This window comes from Methylocapsa polymorpha, from assembly GCF_045689225.1.
In the GTDB taxonomy this organism is placed as follows: Bacteria; Pseudomonadota; Alphaproteobacteria; order Rhizobiales; family Beijerinckiaceae; genus Methylocapsa; species Methylocapsa polymorpha.
On sequence record NZ_CP136862.1, the window covers coordinates 2,959,356 to 2,974,774 of the forward strand.

The following is a 15,419-nucleotide window of genomic DNA, read 5'->3' on the forward strand; positions in this document are numbered from 1 at the left end:
GGTTCTCAAAGCGCCTTGACCTCGGCGAGAACCGCCGCCGCATGGCCGGGAACTTTCACCTTGCTCCATATTTTCGCGATCTTGCCGTCAGGGCCGATGAGGAAGGTCGTGCGCTCCACGCCGAAATATTTCCGTCCGTACATGCTCTTTTCGACCCACACGCCATAGGCCTCGACCATTGCCTTCGATTCGTCGGAGGCGAGGGAGAGGTCGAGGTTGTGCTTGGCTTTGAACTTGGCGTGGCTCGCCGCCGAATCAGGCGATGCGCCGAGGATCGCCGCGCCGGCCTTCTCGAACTCGGCTTTGAGGCCGTTGAAATCGATCGCCTCCTTGGTGCAACCCGAGGTGTCGTCTTTCGGATAGAAGTAGAGAACGAGTTTCTTGCCGGCGAAGCTTGCAAGCGAAACCTTGCCGCCGGCGTCATCGGGCAGCGCAAAGTCAGGGGCCTTGTCGCCCAGCGCCAGTTTCTTGCCCATTTCGCCTTCCTTTCGTCGCAATAAAAGGCCAATTTCCCTAGCGGATCAGCCTGTTTCGGATCTATCGTCGACGGAGCGTATCCGCCCGAAATTCTTGGATTAGTTTTACACGATTTCTTGATCTTGACCGTCTTGTTCTCAAAAAAGATCCTGCCTTGTTGAAGAGTCTGTTTCGGCGCGCCATGCTTTTCGACAAGCGCGGCCTGTTCGCGTAAAGTGAAAGCTCTCAAATTCAGCTTGCTACGGAAAGGCCGCGCGCGGTTGGTCGAGCAACGTGAGGAACAGCCGGCGCGGCCGGGCCCGTGGCTGCCCTGGCGGACGAGGAGGGGGAGCGCCGTTTGCCCGGCCGCGTCGAGGAAGCCTTGCCGCGCCGTGCGGCTCGCCTGGTCGACCTGCTATCTGACGCTTGGCTGCCTCGCGCTGGCGGTGATCGTCGCTGGGCTTTTCGTCGCCCGCCTGACGCAGGGGCCCATCTCGATTTCCGGCCTAGGCGCCGAGATCGCCAGCGCCCTCGATGACCGTTTCGGCCATGGCTATGATTTCAGGCTCGGCCGCGCCTCCATCGTCAAGCGGGGCTATTCGCCCACCTTGAGCGTCGACGGGCTTTCGCTGAAGGACGGCTCCGGCAAGACCATATTGACCGCACCTCGCGCGGAAGTTTCGGTCGATCTCCTCTCGCTCATCGCCGGCCGAGTGACGCCGAAGCGGCTCGAAATCTTCGACGTCGAGCTGCATATGGCTTTGCTGCCTGACGGCTCGCTGGCGCTGCCGGTCGCGCCCGAGTCCAAGGAAACTATCCCCCTTACGCCGCCGCTGGCCGAGGCTCTTACGCAACAGAGCCCCGCGCCGTCAAAGACCGCGAAGGAGGGCGCTGAAGGCTTCGCGTCCCCGATGCTTCCGGCGGCGATGCGGCCGCGGGACTTGATCGTGAAGCAGATGGCCGCGTCGATCCGGTTGCTGATCGATACCTTGACCAACCCTGGGAGCCCGATCGCCGCCATTGATCGCGTCGGCATTGCGCGCGGCCGCTTGGTGATCGACGACCGCACGGCCGATCAGACCATGGTCTTCAACGGGGTGAAGCTCGGATTCGACAAATCGTCCGGAACCACGACTTTCAACCTGTCGGTCGACGGGCCGAATGGCCGCTGGGAAGCCAATGGCCTGGCGAGCGGGGCTCCGGGCGCGGAGCGCAGGCTCATGCTGTCGCTGCGCAACTTGTCGCTGGATGAAATCCTGCTCGCGACGGGCGCGCGTTCGATCGGCGCCGAATTTGACATGCCGGTCTCGGCGAAAGTCAATCTCGGCCTCAACGCAGACGGCTCGCTTTTGGAGGCGGCCGGCAAGTTCGATTTCGGCGCGGGCTTTCTCCGCTTTGACGATCCAAATGATGAACCCATGATGGTCGACGCCATTCATGGCGGCTTTCATTGGGACGCAGCGACGCGCCGCATCGTGATTGATCGTTCGACGCTTGCCGCAGGAGGCACTCATGCCGCCGTATCTGGCTTTGTGGCGCTGCCGGATCGAGAGGGCGATCCTTGGTCGATCGATCTGCGCAGCGCTGAGCGCAATATCGCGGCGCCGGAGCGGCCAGGCCAGAAGCCGGTCGAGATTGATCGCAGCGAATTGAAGGGAAGGGTCTTCCCCACCGAGAAGACGTTCTTCATCGATCGTTTTTCGTTCAGCGGTCCCGAATGCGGCTTCGCCATGGCGGGAGAGGTCGAGTGGACGAATGGTCCGCATCTTCGGCTCGGCGCCTCGATTTCGCCGACGCCGGTCTCCGTCGCGACGCGCTTATGGCCCTCGTTCATTGTCGCGCCGGTCCGCTCCTATCTTATCTCTCACGCAAAGGAAGGGATCCTCCAGACAGCCACGTTGCGGCTCGATTTCAGCGCGGCCGATATGGCGGCGATGCGCGCCGAGCATCCGCCGCCAGATGACGCGATCGTGCTCGATTTCACGGTGGCGAACGGAAGCCTGGATTTCCTGTCCGGAGTGCCATATCTGCGCGGCGTGGACGGAGTTGGCCATATCACCGGCCGCACTTCGACCTTCACGACGACGAACGCAGGGGTCATTGACGCAGGCGAAGGGCGCCTGCTCACCGTGGCGGAAGGCAGCAGCTTCCACATCGCGGACGCCGCTTTGCAGCCGACCCCCGGCGTGATCATGGCCAAGGTTTCGAGCAGCGTCGAGACGATCGGCGATCTTCTGTCGCGCGACGCGCTGAAGCCCTATGCGAGCCTGCCAATCGACCAGTCGACCTTGAAGGGACAGGTCGACGGCAAGCTCGAGATCGATTTGAATCTCGGCCCCAACATGGGTCCGGCCGACGTCAGCCTGAAGATCAATGCGGCGGTCACGAATTTCACCGCGGAAAATCTGATCGGCAAGGAAAAGCTCGACGCCGCGACCCTCATGGTTTCGTTCGATCCGGCCGGCTTGCATGCGACCGGACAAGGCCGGATGTTCGGCGGACCTGCAACGATCGACATAACGCACCCGAAAGGCAAGCCGGCCGACGCATCCATCAGCCTGATCCTGGACGACGCCGCGCGGGCGAAGCAAAACCTCGTGGCGCCCGGCTTGAGCGGTCCGATCGGCGCGACGCTAAGCGCCCCGCTCGGCGCCGGCGAAAGGCTCAAAGCCCAAGTCGAGCTCGATCTGACCCATGCCACGTTCGATTTGCTCGGCGTATCGAAACCGGCTGGGCGGCCAGGCAAGGCGAAGTTCTCGCTCGCCGTCAATGAGAATTCGACCTTGCTCGACCAGGTCGTTCTCGATGCCGGCGCGATCCAGGCGCGGGGCGCGGTCGAGTTCGGCCCCGACCAATCGCTGGCTTCGGTCAGACTGTCTCAAGTCAAGTTCTCTCCCGGCGACGACATCAAGATCGACGCGACAAGGGTCGGCGACAGCATGAAAGTCATGGCCCGCGGCGCCACGATCGACGCGAGGCCTTTCTTGAAATGGCTGATTTCCGCCTCGCCGGAGCCAAATGCCGCGGCCGCGGGCGGGGAACATAAGGACGCGCCGCCGCCAATAGATCCCGGAGCGGTCAAGGACCCGACGGCCATCAAGGAGATCGAGCTCGACCTCAAGTCCGGCCTCATGAGCGGCTATAACAAGGAGGTCATCACCGGAGCCGAATTGAGGGTTGCGCGGCGGGACGATCAGATCAAGCAGTTTTCCTTCGCCGGACTGTTTGGGCGCGAATCGGTTTCGGGCAATCTGACAGGCTATCCCGCCGCCCCGCAGATCAATTTCATGTCCGACGACGCCGGCACGCTTTTGTCTTTCGTCGACCTCTACAAGCATATGGAGCGCGGGCGCCTTTCGGTCGGCATGAGGCTCAGCCCCGACTCCATGGCCGGCGTGCTGGAGATCGATTCATTTGTCTTGCGCGACGAGCCGGCCCTGCGCCGACTTGTCGCCGAAGGGGTCCCGTCGGCCGACGCCGCTCGTAGTCGAAAGATCGACGCCGGCGCCATGCCTTTCGCGAAATTGCAGGTTCAGTTCCAACGCGTCGGCACTAGGCTCGATCTGCGCGACGGCACGATGCATGGCGAATCCTTTGGCCTCACCGTCGACGGCTGGCTCGATTACGCGCATGACCGAGTCGATATGCGAGGCACGTTCGTGCCAGCCTATGCGGTCAATAATCTGTTTTCGCAGATTCCGGTCTTCGGCCTCATCCTCGGCGGCGGCGCGAATGAAGGGCTGATCGGCGTCAATTACCGGGTTGAAGGCGCGGTCAGCGCGCCGACCCTCAACATCAATCCGCTATCCGCGATTGCGCCAGGAATCTTCCGCCAGATTTTTGGCGTCGGCCCGAATTTCGCGCCGTCGGGACCGGTCCGGCAATAGGGCGCGCGCGGGCGAGGTCGCTTTGCGCACGGTCGTCGGCCATGGGGCCGATAGTGTGGCTATAATTAAAAGATAGAATGTTCTAGCGCCCGCCAGTTGGGGTTCAGAGCTTGGCATTTGTTCAGAACCAGAACATCACCCTGAACGTGTAGGAGCAATAGCAAAACATAATAGTCCGTAGCCTGTTTTATAGGATAATAATCCACATCTCGCGAATTGATCGTCCGCAATCTCTACTGAGCTGAACTTGATTGGCTGTGTCGGACTAGCGGGACTACTTGACTATTCTGGCTCCTCATGGATGATGGCGCGTGGAGCCGACCTGCGCGGCCGGGAGGCGCCGTCGCGTCGAAAGCAATAAGATGCGCTTCCAAGATCCGCTCATCGCCAGGGCGGCAAGCCAAAATTGTCGTCATAGCCAAGGGAGATCAGCCATGAGCGAACAATGGGAGTATCAGGTGCGGGTCAATCTCGCCGACGCCTTTGCGGAAGTGGCGCGGAGCGATCCCGGCAATCAGGCGATCAAGCCGCTGACGGACATCCTGACCAAGCATCATGCGACGCTGAAAAATCAGTTTGACGCCTTCGCGGAATATGTTGCGGCGGCCGAGAAGCATGGGGCGGAGCATTTTCCCCTTTATAAGTGGACCAAGGTGACGATCGAGGATCCGGAGAAGAAGGCGAAGCACGTCAAATCCTTCACGCTCTATGTCGACGGCAATGAAGTCTATGCGAAGGAGATTGCTGACGCGCTCGAGTCAGACTTGCAGCCCCTGGTCGGCGGCGAGTTGATCACGCGATTGTCGAAGCATGACACCAATCCGGCGAATAACCCGCAGGCGCCGGCGCATCTTCGCTGATAGTTCTGCGGAGCGGTTCACCTGCTACGAGAGGCTTGCGTATTGCGCGAGCAGCGCGTCGCGCGCCTCCGTGATGCTACGGTAATCTTCGTCGGTGCCGCCGGCGTCGGGATGCGCAATCTTGGCCGCCCGCCGGAAGGCGGCATTGATCTCCGCCGTCTCGAGCGCGCCTTCCATCGGCAGGTTCAGGACCTCGCGGTACTCCTGATCGTCGTCGAAATCGAGCTTAAACAGGGCGGCCCGGCGTTTTTCTCGGGCCTCCAGGCGCAGATCGTCCTGATCCTCCCGCCATCTCTGGCGCGACATGACAAGACATGCGCCAAAAGCGATCCGACCCCGCGTTTCAAGTTCGTCAAGACTGAACGGTCCTACGGCGGCATAGGGCGGCGCCAGAAAGGCGCTCCTGCCGCCGTCGTCCTCCTCGATATGGCCGATCGTTACAGTATCGAGGATTCCCATCGAGCCGTTCCAGACGACCCATTCCTCTTTGTCCGTCATGCCGCGCGCTTTCATGCATGAGCCGGCGCCGCGACCCCGTCTTTTTGTGTGAAAGGGTTCGCGATAGCTGGACCGTTCCTGCGTCCATGCATGTTCAAAGCCAGAGACGCGCGCCCCGCGGGCGACAGGTAAAGAAAGCGGCGGCGGACGAGAACTGGGAGCGCCACAAATCGCGCCAGCCGCTATCACACGTGGGAAGCAAGCATCAGAATCGATCCGCTAGAGCGAGTTAATTTGGAGCATGTTCTGATCGAAAAAGTCGATCAACTTTTTCGGAACATGCGCTAGAAATCGTCAAACAAGCTTCAGCAGAATATGGCGTTTGCGCCCGAGCGAGAGTTTGACGACGTCGCCCTTGGCGTCGTCAGGGCCGATGATCGCGCGCTCATCCGTGACCGTCTTGTCATTGATCTTGAGGCCGCCGCCCTTGATCTGGCGCCGCGCTTCGCCGGTCGAGGCGACGAGCCCCGCCTTGACGAAAGCCGCAAGCGCGCCAAGCCCGGCCTCGATCTCGCCGCGCGCAATTTCGATAGAGGGCAGGCTTTCCGCCAAGACGCCTTCCTCGAAGGTTTTTCTAGCCGCCTCGCTCGCTTGCAGCGCCGCCTCCCGGCCGTGAACCATGGCGGTCGCCTCGGTCGCCAGCACCTTCTTGGCCTCGTTGATCTCGGCGCCGCCGAGCGCTTCGAGCCGGGCGATCTCCTCCATCGGCAATTCGGTGAAGAGCTTGAGGAAGCGCCCGACGTCCTGATCCTCGCAATTGCGCCAATATTGCCAATAATCGAAGACCGGCAGCATCTCTGCGTTGAGCCAGACAGCGCCGGCGGCCGTCTTGCCCATCTTTGCGCCCGAGGCGGTCGTCAAAAGCGGCGCCGTCAAAGCATAGAGCTGGGCCGCTCCCATCCGCCGGCCGAGATCGATGCCGGTGACGATATTGCCCCATTGATCGGAGCCGCCCATCTGCAGCACGCAGCCATAGCGCTTATGAAGCTCGACGAAATCATAGGCCTGAAGGCACATATAGTTGAATTCGATGAAGGAGAGCTCATGCTCGCGTTCGAGCCGCAGCTTCACCGAATCCATCGCCAGCATGCGATTGACTGAGAAATGCCGCCCGACGTCGCGCAGGAAGTCGATGTAATTGAGCTTTGCGAGCCATTCGGCATTGTCGGGCGACAGCGCATCTGTCTTGCCTGAGCCGAAGGTGAGAAATCTCGAAAAGACCTGATTGATGCTCCGCTTGTTCGCTTCAATCGTCTCCAGCGGCAGGAGCTTGCGGCTCTCATCCTTGCCGGAAGGATCGCCGACGCGCGTCGTGCCGCCGCCCATCAGCGCAATCGGCTTGCCGCCGGTTTTCTGCAGCCAGCGCAACATCATGATCGACAAGAGATTGCCGACATGAAGCGACGGCGCCGTACAATCGTAGCCGACATAGGCGATGAGATCGCCGCTTTTCGCGTTCAGATCGAGCCCGGTCAGGTCGGAGCATTGATGCAGAAAGCCGCGCTCGATCAGCACGGCGAGAAAGTCGGACGTGGGACGGAAATCGTCGGACACAAGCAATTCCTTTGAGGGCGCCTACCAGTTCAGCAGGCTCCGGCGCGCGGCCGCATGACGGGCGTGGTTTAAGAGGAACGTGGCTCTTATGCAACGCTCCGCGTTTTAATGCGCAGGGAAGCGCCGCAAAGCGCTGATTTCGCCCTACTGCGGCAAGGTCTCGGGTTATCGTTCGGTTTCGAGGAGAACCTGGCGATGAGTCTCACCCGCGCGATAGGCCTCATGAGCGGCACCTCAATGGATGGCGTCGACGTCGCCTTCATCGAGACCGATGGAGAAGATGCGATCGCGCTTCGCGCCGCGGGATTCTTCCCTTACACGCAGGAGGATCGCGCGCTTTTGCGTAGCGCCCTCGACGACGCCCGCTCGCTCGAGGACCGGCGCGCGAGGCCGGGAGCCTTGGCGCCGGCGGAGGCGATGGTCACCTCCCGCCACGCCGAGGCGGTGGAGCGGTTTCTCGCGGCGGAGAACATTGATCGCGCGACGATCGATCTCATCGGCTTTCACGGCCAGACCGTCTTGCACCGGCCCGAGCGGGGCCTGACCGCGCAGATCGGCGATGGCGCCGGGCTCGCCGAAAAGCTCAAGCTCAAGGTCGCCTATGATTTTCGCGCCGCCGATGTTTTGCGCGGCGGCCAAGGGGCGCCGCTTGTGCCCGTGTTTCATCGCGCCCTCGCCGCCGCGGCGGGTTTCGCCGAGCCCGTGGCGATCATCAATATTGGCGGGATCGCCAATGTGAGCTTCGTCGAGGCGGACAAGGAGCCGATCGCCTTCGACGCAGGACCCGGCAATGCGCTGGTCGACGACTTGATGCTGGCGCGCACCGGCGCGGCGATCGATCGCGACGGAGCGGCGGCGGCGAAAGGCAAGGTGGACGAGGCGCTTTTGAGCGAGCTTCTCGCCCATGCGTTTTTCGCGCTCGAGCCGCCAAAATCGCTCGACCGCAATGATTTTTCAGGCGCCGCCGTGGCTCGGCTCGGGCTCGATGATGCGGCGGCGACCCTCACCGCCTTTACCGCGGCGGGGATAGCCCGCGCCTTCATGCACTTGCCGTCGCAGCCGACGCTCGCCATCATCTGCGGCGGCGGGGCCCGCAACCCGACGCTGATGCGCGAGCTGTCGCTGCGTCTGTCGTGCCGGGTCGCCAGCGCGGATTCTTTCGGCTGGTCGGCGGACGCCATGGAGGCCCAAGCCTTCGCCTATCTGGCGGTGCGCTGCGTGAAAGGCCTGCCGATCACCTTTCCGACGACGACCGGCGCGCCGGCGCCCTTGTCGGGCGGCGTCTTGGGCGAGCCGAACGGTCGCTGAGGTTTTTTCGGCGCATGACTGAAGGCGAGGTTACGGGGCAAAGTTACAGCACAGCAGGACAAACCCGCTGCTTGCGCTCTGCATTAGTCATGCGGCGCACTCCACAGATGAATCAGCTTTGCCTCTAGGCAACGCCAAAGCTGCTTACCATATGCTGCGCCGAAGAATGGTTCTTCGTGGAGAATGTCATGACCTCAATTCCGGAGAAAGCGCATCCCGAATCTTTGGGCGTCCTCTCAAAGATTTGGGCTTGGCTCGTGCAGCTCCGAGCCTTGCTCGTCTTGGTGTTATTGATTGTCACGGTCGCTTTGGTCGCAGCGCGGGCCGGATCGCCAATTTCCTGCGAGCGTCACCGAGGCGCTTTTAACAAAGATTTTTCGCCGGATTTCGATATCGACAGAACCGATTGCCGCATATCGTGGATCAAAAATTCCCCGACAATCCAATTTTGGGGTGTCCGACCTTATGTCGGCGTTCGCTGGTGATAGGGATGCGGGGCGCGCGCCGAGTTATTACATCACATCTTCAGTAAGCGCGGCCGCGTGGCCTGGATTCTTGAGCGGCCATAGCGGGTCACGCTCATAGCGACGCAGGCCACCCTTCGGCTGGTCGGCGGACGCTACGGATGCGCGGGCCTTCGCCTCTCTGGCGCTGCGCATTTCACGCCGCGTCCTACCGCCGCTCGGCTGGCTCGCTGCGGGTCGGCGTCGGCAGCTTTGGCGGATTGCCGAGGCGGCGGTCGAGATAGAGCCCTACTTCCTCGATCAGAGGCTCGACGCAATTTTCGAAGAAATGATTGGCGCCGGGGATCACGGCATGCTCGATTTGAATGCCCTTTTGCGTCTTGAGCTTCTCGATGAGGCCGGTGACTTCCTTCAAAGGCGCGACGCGATCCTGATCGCCATGCACGAAAAGCCCGGACGAAGGGCAGGGCGCGAGGAAGGAGAAGTCGAACCGATTGGCCGGCGGCGCGATCGACACGAAGCCTTCGATCTCCGGCCGACGCATCAGGAGCTGCATGCCGATCCAGGACCCGAAGGAAATGCCGGCGATCCAGCAGGCGCGGGCCTCCGGGTTGATCGCCTGCGCCCAGTCGAGCGCCGCCGCCGCGTCGGATAATTCGCCCTGGCCGTGATCAAATCCGCCCTGCGAGCGTCCGACCCCGCGAAAATTGAAGCGCAACACGGCGAAGCCGCGCTCCGCGAAGGCATAATAAAGATTATAGACGATTTGATTGTTCATCGTCCCGCCGAATTGCGGGTGCGGATGCAAAATGATCGCAATCGGCGCGCCGCGCACGGTCGAGGGGTGAAACCGTCCCTCGATGCGGCCGGCCGGACCGTTGAACATGACCTCGGGCATCGTGACTCCCTGATATAGTGGACTGTAGAATAGCCAAACCGTCCGGCTGGCGCCGGGACGAGACCTGGAGGTTCGAACCGGCGCCAGCCAATTCGACCCGAGGTCTTCCCTGAGCCTAGGCGTAATTTCGCAACGTCGGCGGCTTGCGCGCCTTCGTGGCGGCTTGCTTGACTTGCGAACCGGGCGGCGACTAAATGCAAACGTAGCGTTTACAACTGTTTGGGTCGGGCTCGCGGAATTCGGACGAGACGCGCCGAACGTCGGCGCTCCAGGCGAGACCAGAAATCTTTCTTAGCACGTTCGCTGGGAAGGATTGCAAGCACTTTGCTCGTCGCGCCGACAGTTTGTTCTTTTGCTGACTTTATGGATGTTTCGCCGTGCCGCGGCCGCGAGCCTATCTCGACCATAACGCCACGACGCCTTTGCACCCGGCGGCGCGCGAGGCGATGTGCGCCGCGTTCGATCTGCGCGGCAACGCTTCTTCCGTCCATGCCGAAGGGCGCGCCGCGCGCCTCATGATCGAGGAGGCGCGGGCGGAGCTCGCCGCTTTCGTCAATGCGCCGGCCGGCAATGTCGTCTTTACGTCTGGCGGGACGGAGGCGCTCAATTTGGCGCTGACGCCGCATATGCAGGCAGGCGGAGCGAAAGCGGGGCTGTTTGACGTGCTTCTGGCGGGCGCCGGCGAACACGCCGCGGTTCTTGCCGGGCATCGATTTCCTGCGGCGACTGTCGAGCTCATTGACTTGACGCGCGACGGGCTCTTCGATCTCGAAGCGCTCGACAGGGCGTTGCTCCGTCACACGGGGCGGCGCGTGATGCTGGCTTTGCAGGCGGCCAATAATGAGACGGGCGTCATCCAGCCGGTCGCCGCTGCGGCCGAACGCGTTCACGCCATTGGCGGGGCCCTGGTCTGCGACGCGGTTCAGGCCGTCGGCAAGATCGATTGCGACATCGCGCGCTTGGGCGCGGACGCGATGGTCGTGTCGGCGCATAAGTTTGGCGGCCCGCAGGGCGTCGGGGGGCTTTGCTTCGCCTCCAAGGCCTCCCACATAGAAGAGGCGCTCGTGCGCGGCGGCGGGCAGGAGCGGGGCCTTCGCGCTGGGACCGAAAACGCCGCCGGAATCGTGGGCATGGCTGCCGCTATTCGCGCCGCCCGGACGAGGCGCGAGCAGGAAGCGGCGGCCTTGGCCAATTGGCGCGATCGGTTAGAGGCCGATATTGCGCGCGCCGTCCCCGGCGCCGTTTTCTTTGGCGCCGGATGTGCGAGATTGCCGAACACCTCTTGCTTTGCGGTTCCTGGCATCGAGGCACAGGTCTTGCTTATGTGTTTGGACATGGAAGGCGTGGCAGTGTCCTCGGGTTCGGCCTGCTCGTCCGGCAAAGTGAAGCGCTCGCATGTTTTGGCGGCGATGGGCGTGGAGCCGGACTTGGCGCGCGGGGCAATTCGGGTCAGTCTGGGTTGGGACTCGCGGGTCGAAGATTGTGTTATGTTCATTCGGGCGCTTGAAACAGCGGTCGGCGTAATTAAAGCGAGGCGTAGCAAAGCGGCGGACGGAATGCGCCGCGCAAGCTGATCGGGATTTCTCCCGGTTGACAATGAGGTCTCAACCAGCGGTCCTTGAAACCGCCAAGGTGAGGAGAATGGTATGGCTGCGGTTCAGGAGACGGTCGATCGCGTCAAGTCGATCGACGTTAACGAGTATAAGTACGGATTTTTCTCGGACATTGAGTCGGACAAGGCCCCGAAGGGTCTGAATGAAGACATTGTTCGGTTCATTTCAGCAAAAAAGAACGAGCCGGCTTGGCTCACGGAATGGCGGCTCGAGGCGTATAAGCGCTGGCTGACCATGCGCGAGCCGGAGTGGGCCCGCGTCGATTTTCCAAAAGTCGATTATCAGGATCTTTATTACTATTCGGCTCCGAAGACAGCGGCCGGACCGAAGTCGCTCGACGAGGTTGATCCCGAGCTGCTGAAGGTCTATGCGAAGCTTGGCATCCCGCTCCAGGAGCAGGAGGCCTTGGCCGGGGTCGTCAATCCGGAGCGCAAGATCGCGGTCGACGCGGTGTTCGACTCGGTCTCTGTCGTGACGACCTTCAAGGAAGAGCTGAGCAAGGCGGGCGTGATCTTCTGCCCGATCTCGGAAGCGGTGCACACGCATCCCGAGCTCGTCCAGAAATATCTCGGCTCGGTCGTGCCGACGACGGATAATTACTATGCGACGTTGAACAGCGCCGTGTTCTCCGACGGCTCATTCGTCTACATCCCGCCGGGCGTTCGCTGTCCGATGGAGCTGTCGACCTATTTCCGGATCAACGAGCAGAACACCGGGCAATTCGAGCGGACGCTGATCATCGCGGACAAGGGCTCCTACGTATCCTATCTCGAAGGATGCACGGCGCCGAAGCGCGACGAAAATCAGCTTCACGCCGCGGTCGTCGAGCTCATCACGCATGACGACGCCGAAATCAAATATTCGACCGTGCAGAACTGGTATCCGGGCGATTCCGAAGGCAAAGGCGGAATCTATAATTTCGTCACCAAGCGGGGCGATTGCCGTGGCGCCAATTCGAAGATTTCCTGGACCCAGGTCGAGACCGGTTCGGCGATCACCTGGAAATATCCCTCCTGCATTCTGCGCGGCGACAATTCGCGCGGCGAGTTCTATTCGATCGCCATTTCGAACGGAAAGCAGCAGGTCGATTCCGGGACGAAGATGATCCATCTCGGCAAGAACACGACGAGCCGGGTCATCTCCAAGGGCATCTCGGCGGGTAAGTCGCAGAACACCTATCGCGGCCAGATTTCGGCGCATCGCAAGGCGACGGGCGCGCGCAATTTCACCAATTGCGACTCGCTTCTGATCGGCGACACATGCGGCGCCCATACGGTGCCTTACATCGAATCGAGAAACCCCAGCACGCAATTCGAGCATGAAGCCACGACCTCGAAGATTTCCGAGGATCAGCTCTTCTATTGTATGCAACGAGGGCTCTCGGCCGAAGAAGCGACGGCTTTGATCGTCAATGGCTTCGTTCGCGATGTTCTGCAGCAGCTGCCGATGGAGTTCGCGGTGGAGGCTCAGAAGCTGATCGCGATCTCCCTCGAAGGGAGCGTCGGCTGACGCGAGCCGGCGCATGCGAGCGAAGGGCTGGCCGCGATCGTCGATCGGCCCTTCGCGCAAAGCGACGCCCAATCTTTTGCTGCGGATAACAGGACCTGGATGTCCCGGCGGGCGCGAATAGAGCGCGCCGCTTCCGGGCCGACGGCAAGACAAGCCCGGCGGCCTCACCTTTCGAGTGGAAACGAGGACTTAAACACAATGCTCGAAGTCAAAAATCTCAATGTTTCGATCGGCGGACGCAAGATCCTCAATGATTTCAATCTCACCGTTCAGGACGGCGAGGTCGCGGCGATCATGGGCCCGAACGGAACCGGCAAGTCGACGCTGTCCTACGTCATCGCCGGCCGCAAGGATTACACGGTCGAGACGGGCGAGGTCTTTCTGAACGGCGTCAATCTCCTTGAGCTAGAGCCGGACGTGCGGGCCGCCAAAGGTCTCTTCCTCGCGTTCCAATATCCGCTCGAAATCCCCGGCGTCGCGACCTTGACCTTTCTCAAGGCGGCTTTGAACGCGCAGCGCAAGCAGCGCGGCGAAGAAGAATTGTCGACGCCCGATTTCATGAAGCGCGTCAAGCAAGCCTCCGACAAGCTTGGGATCAAATCCGATATGTTGAAGCGGGCGCTCAACGTCGGCTTCTCCGGCGGCGAGAAGAAGCGGATGGATATTCTCCAGATGGCGCTGCTGGAGCCTTCCTTCGGCATTCTCGACGAGACCGATTCCGGGCTCGACATTGACGCGCTGCGCGTCGTCGCCGAGGGCGTCAATTCGCTGCGCGCGCCGAACCGCGGCTTTCTCGTCATCACCCATTATCAGCGGCTGCTCGACTATATTGTGCCCGATACCGTGCATGTGATGGCCCAAGGTCAGATCGTTCGGACCGGCGGGAAGGAACTCGCGCTCGAGCTCGAAAAGAGCGGCTATCGCGATTACGTGACCGAGCAGGCCGTCGCCTAAGGGGAAGTTGATATGACCGCTCAAATCATCCCCACGCGAACGCAAGCTGAAACCGCCTTGGCCGAAGCCTTCGGCGCCGCCAAGGCGACGCTGCCGGGCGGCGCAGAGGTGGCCAAATTGCGCGAAGATTCCTTCGCGGCCTTTCACGCAACGGGCCTCCCGCACCGTCGGATCGAGGCCTGGCACTATACCGATCTGCGCACGCTGATGCGCGAGGCCCTGCCGATCGCGCCGCTCCCTAGCGCTGCGGCGATCGAAACCCTTCGGGCGGAATTGACTGCGTCGGGCGCCCCCGGTCAGCGCCTTGTCCTCGTCGATGGCGTGTTCGCGCCGGAATTGTCTGATTCACTGCCGGCGGGCGTCACGGTTCGATCGCTTGCTTCGGTGCTGACCGAGGGCCGCCCCGACCTCATCACATTGCTATCGGGACAAAATCTCGGCGCCAAGGATCCGATCGTGTCCTTGAACGCGGCCTTGATGCAGGACGGCGTCGTGATCGAGGCTGCGCCAGGCGTGGAGATCGCCGAGCCCATCAACCTCATCTACGCCACAGCCACGAGCGCGCCGGCCGCGCGCTTCTCGCGCTCGCTGGTGGTTGTCGGGGCGGGGGCCTCGATCCGCGTCGCCGAGTCGAGCTTTGGCCAAGGCGGGCGCACCGGCCAGACCTTCGGCTGCCTGATCGTTTCGGTCGGCGACGGGGCGAAATTCGACCATACCGCGATGGTGACGGAGACGGTTCCTGGAAGCGTGCGGCTCGACAGCTTCATCGCCCATGTAGGCGCAAAAGCGAAGTTCGACAGTTTCGCGCTCATCACCGGCGGCGGCCTTGTGCGGAGGCAGATTTTCCTGCGCTTCGACGGCGCCGATTCGGAAGGCTCGCTGAGGGGCGTGTCGCTTCTCCGCGGCCGCGAACATGCCGACACGACCTTGTTCGTCGAACACGCGGCGCCGGGTTGCACGGGCCGCGAAACGTTCAAATATATTCTCGACGAGGAGGCGACCGGGGTCTTTCAGGGCAAAATCCATGTCGCGCCGCATGCGCAAAAGACCGATGGCAGAATGATGAGCAGAGCTTTGCTGCTGTCGGACAATGTGGCGATGAACAACAAGCCGGAGCTTGAGATTTTCGCCGACGACGTCGCCTGCGGCCATGGCGCCACATGCGGCGGCCTGAATGTCGATCAATTATTCTACATTCAGGCGAGAGGCTTGCCTTACGCCGAGGCGGAAGCGCTTCTTCTGGATGCGTTTGCGGGAGAATTGGTCGATGAGATCGGTCATGAGGGATTGATCGAAATCTTTCGTTCGGAGGTCGCCAATTGGCTTTCCGCTCGGGTCAAGGCCTGATCGCGGCGCGCGCCTGCAAGGGCCCATCGGCGAGAGCTTGTCGCCGGCGGGCTTTTCGATAGGCTGACTTG

General features: G+C 61.8%; 11 protein-coding genes. 7 read left to right on the forward strand and 4 right to left on the reverse strand.

Annotated elements, in window-relative coordinates:
* Positions 1-5 precede the first annotated feature (5 nt).
* The gene (gene bcp, locus RZS28_RS13665) at positions 6-476 is read right to left on the reverse strand and encodes a thioredoxin-dependent thiol peroxidase (RefSeq protein ID WP_407338287.1); all 471 of its coding nucleotides are present in this window, start codon (positions 474-476) and stop codon (positions 6-8) included.
* Positions 477-848: 372 nt separating this feature from the next.
* Between bcp and RZS28_RS13670 the strand changes: the two genes are divergently transcribed.
* A complete protein-coding gene (locus tag RZS28_RS13670; RefSeq protein ID WP_407338288.1) occupies positions 849-4,343 on the forward strand; it encodes an AsmA-like C-terminal domain-containing protein in 3,495 nt (1,164 codons plus the stop codon).
* Positions 4,344-4,777: 434 nt separating this feature from the next.
* On the forward strand, positions 4,778-5,203 hold the full coding sequence (locus tag RZS28_RS13675) for a hypothetical protein (protein ID WP_407338289.1): 426 nt from the start codon (positions 4,778-4,780) through the stop codon (positions 5,201-5,203).
* A 24-nt stretch (positions 5,204-5,227) separates the two neighbouring features.
* Here RZS28_RS13675 and RZS28_RS13680 read toward each other — a convergent pair whose 3' ends face one another.
* The gene (locus tag RZS28_RS13680) at positions 5,228-5,701 is read right to left on the reverse strand and encodes a J domain-containing protein (protein WP_407338290.1); all 474 of its coding nucleotides are present in this window, start codon (positions 5,699-5,701) and stop codon (positions 5,228-5,230) included.
* Between the two features lie 294 nt (positions 5,702-5,995).
* On the reverse strand, positions 5,996-7,255 hold the full coding sequence (gene tyrS, locus RZS28_RS13685; protein ID WP_407338291.1) for a tyrosine--tRNA ligase: 1,260 nt from the start codon (positions 7,253-7,255) through the stop codon (positions 5,996-5,998).
* 195 nt (positions 7,256-7,450) lie between these two features.
* On the opposite strand from tyrS, the gene RZS28_RS13690 reads away from it, so the two are divergent.
* Positions 7,451-8,563, forward strand: coding sequence for an anhydro-N-acetylmuramic acid kinase (locus RZS28_RS13690; RefSeq protein WP_407338292.1), 1,113 nt, complete (start codon positions 7,451-7,453; stop codon positions 8,561-8,563).
* 672 nt (positions 8,564-9,235) lie between these two features.
* Here the strand turns inward: RZS28_RS13690 and RZS28_RS13695 are convergent.
* The gene (locus RZS28_RS13695) at positions 9,236-9,925 is read right to left on the reverse strand and encodes an alpha/beta hydrolase (protein WP_407338293.1); all 690 of its coding nucleotides are present in this window, start codon (positions 9,923-9,925) and stop codon (positions 9,236-9,238) included.
* Positions 9,926-10,302: 377 nt separating this feature from the next.
* Between RZS28_RS13695 and RZS28_RS13700 the strand changes: the two genes are divergently transcribed.
* From RZS28_RS13700 to RZS28_RS13715, 4 genes are all read left to right on the forward strand, one after another.
* Positions 10,303-11,499 (forward strand): cysteine desulfurase family protein, encoded by a 1,197-nt coding sequence (locus RZS28_RS13700; RefSeq protein ID WP_407338294.1) that lies wholly within the window; start codon positions 10,303-10,305, stop codon positions 11,497-11,499.
* A gap of 72 nt (positions 11,500-11,571) precedes the next feature.
* Positions 11,572-13,047, forward strand: a complete 1,476-nt coding sequence (gene sufB, locus RZS28_RS13705) for a Fe-S cluster assembly protein SufB (RefSeq protein WP_407338295.1) — start codon at positions 11,572-11,574, stop codon at positions 13,045-13,047.
* 198 nt (positions 13,048-13,245) lie between these two features.
* Positions 13,246-14,001 carry a Fe-S cluster assembly ATPase SufC gene (gene sufC, locus RZS28_RS13710; protein WP_407338296.1) on the forward strand — a complete coding sequence of 252 codons (756 nt, stop codon included), beginning with the start codon at positions 13,246-13,248 and terminating at the stop codon, positions 13,999-14,001.
* A gap of 12 nt (positions 14,002-14,013) precedes the next feature.
* Positions 14,014-15,348 carry a SufB/SufD family protein gene (locus RZS28_RS13715; protein ID WP_407338297.1) on the forward strand — a complete coding sequence of 445 codons (1,335 nt, stop codon included), beginning with the start codon at positions 14,014-14,016 and terminating at the stop codon, positions 15,346-15,348.
* Positions 15,349-15,419: the final 71 nt, after the last annotated feature.

Coding starts and splice junctions, on each gene's coding strand:
- bcp (WP_407338287.1), bottom strand. CDS start 476: ATGGGCAAGAAACTGGCGCTGGGCGACAAGGCCCCTGACTTTGCGCTG.
- RZS28_RS13675 (WP_407338289.1), top strand. CDS start 4,778: ATGAGCGAACAATGGGAGTATCAGGTGCGGGTCAATCTCGCCGACGCC.
- RZS28_RS13680 (WP_407338290.1), bottom strand. CDS start 5,701: ATGACGGACAAAGAGGAATGGGTCGTCTGGAACGGCTCGATGGGAATC.
- RZS28_RS13690 (WP_407338292.1), top strand. CDS start 7,451: ATGAGTCTCACCCGCGCGATAGGCCTCATGAGCGGCACCTCAATGGAT.
- RZS28_RS13695 (WP_407338293.1), bottom strand. CDS start 9,925: ATGCCCGAGGTCATGTTCAACGGTCCGGCCGGCCGCATCGAGGGACGG.
- sufB (WP_407338295.1), top strand. CDS start 11,572: ATGGCTGCGGTTCAGGAGACGGTCGATCGCGTCAAGTCGATCGACGTT.
- sufC (WP_407338296.1), top strand. CDS start 13,246: ATGCTCGAAGTCAAAAATCTCAATGTTTCGATCGGCGGACGCAAGATC.
- RZS28_RS13715 (WP_407338297.1), top strand. CDS start 14,014: ATGACCGCTCAAATCATCCCCACGCGAACGCAAGCTGAAACCGCCTTG.